At 57.3% G+C, this 1,572-nt stretch carries 2 protein-coding genes; both read right to left on the bottom strand.

Annotation, left to right across the window (positions count from 1 at the left end; genetic code table 11):
- Positions 1-120: 120 nt before the first annotated feature.
- Positions 121-693: a PAS domain-containing protein gene (locus HK439_RS26330; protein ID WP_190294453.1), complete on the bottom strand. Its 573-nt coding sequence runs from the start codon at positions 691-693 to the stop codon at positions 121-123.
- Between the two features lie 142 nt (positions 694-835).
- Positions 836-1,572 (bottom strand): DUF192 domain-containing protein (locus HK439_RS26735; RefSeq protein WP_209012088.1); only part of this gene is annotated, 737 nt, incomplete at its 5' end.

Here is a 1,572-nt window from a genome sequence, read left to right as displayed (position 1 = left end):
AACCGCTTCAAGAACATGGAAACTTCTATCATCAGTCATAGGCGCAGACATAGAAACTGACACCGTAAGCTCCTCCGCTCCTTCAGTGTCACAACCTCTCGCCCATAACCTCATGCCGCGCTAGATGGGGTCGGCTTCGCGCTTACGAACCACCCGTCCCCGCTGATCGGCAATCCCCATGCCGTCCTTCACCGCATTGATCGCATTGAGCAGCAGGTCGCGGCTGTCCTTGAGTTCGCGGGTCCGGTCATCGAGCCGTTCTTCCAGCTGTGCGCGAACCTCGCGCAGTTCCTGTTCCTGGGTCCGTTCCCGGGTGACATCGCTGTAGATCGTCACGAAACCGCCGTCTGCAGTCGGCGTGCCCTGGATGCGCAGGATGGTGCCGTCCGGCCGGACGCGCTCAAAGTCGTGCGGTTCGAACCGCCGCGCCCGCTCCAGCCTCTCCCGGACCTGCTCTTCCGGATCGCCCGGACCGTAGTCCCCCCGTCTGGCGTTGAACCGGATCAGGTCTTCCATGGTAGGGTTGTCGCCAATGGCGTCGTCGGGGAAATTCAGAAGACGCCGCGCAGCGGCGTTGAGGAGGACCACATTCAGATCCGCGTCGATGACCGTGATCCCCTGATGCATGGTTTCCATCAGGCAACCAAGAAGAGAGCTTTTGTCAGAGCCGTCGCGGATGAAGTGCCTGGTCATCTTCCCGTATCACAAGCCAAGTCTTGTCGACTATTTTCCACCCAATATATTTAAAATCTCCTACGTAAATTTATCGAGCGCACTCGAAACGCGGGAGTATCCGGGCAGTTATACCAACCGCAGGTGGAATTTCGACCTGATGTTATTTGATGGAGCTGGATTGAACCTGATCACCCGGCTTGATCCCGAGCCGGCGCGACGTGCCGGCAAGCAGTTCCAGCACATATTTCGCGGCCCCTTGGGAAGGGATGACCGTTTCGGAATAAGGGGTTGTCCCTTCCGCGATGCTGATGATCGAGCCCCTGTCATCGATAAAGATGATATCCAGCGACAAGGGTGTGTTCTTCATCCAGAAATAGCGTTCGCCTGCGGCCTGAAACAGGAACAGCATGCCCTGGTTGAGCGCCATTCTTTCGCGGAACATCAGGCCCTTCGCCTTTTGTTCGTCCGTGGCGGCAACCTCCACGGTGAACTGCTGCGGGCCTTTTTCCGTCGCAATCGTCAGGTCCTCGGTCGGCAGCGGAATTTCCCCGCCGGCCGCCATAACCTGGCCAGACACCGCGGCAAACAGGAGAAAGGCCGCAATCAGAAGTCCCGAACGACGGAATGGCAAACGCAGCATGACCATGGCTCCATGGAATGGGGCTGAACTCAGCCGGTATATGTTGGGCGGGCCCACCGGCGTTTCCAGTTCAAAATTAAATGCCAATAAAAAAGGCCGGACCATGTCGTCCGACCCGCTCATGCAGATAATTATGGGATGGCCCGCCCCTCTCCGGAGCGATCCGATAGGATTGCTCTGTATTTGAGGTAGAGAGGAACGGACCGATGTCGATTTTTGTACTTGGAATTGATCTTGGCAAGAACGTGTGCAGCCTG

Source organism: Roseibium aggregatum, from assembly GCF_014692675.1.
GTDB classification, from domain to species: domain Bacteria; phylum Pseudomonadota; class Alphaproteobacteria; order Rhizobiales; family Stappiaceae; genus Roseibium; species Roseibium aggregatum_C.
Note: the sequence above shows the minus strand (reverse complement) of the source record. Positions and strands in the feature narration are given on the sequence as shown.

Coding starts and splice junctions, on each gene's coding strand:
- HK439_RS26330 (WP_190294453.1), bottom strand. CDS start 693: ATGACCAGGCACTTCATCCGCGACGGCTCTGACAAAAGCTCTCTTCTT.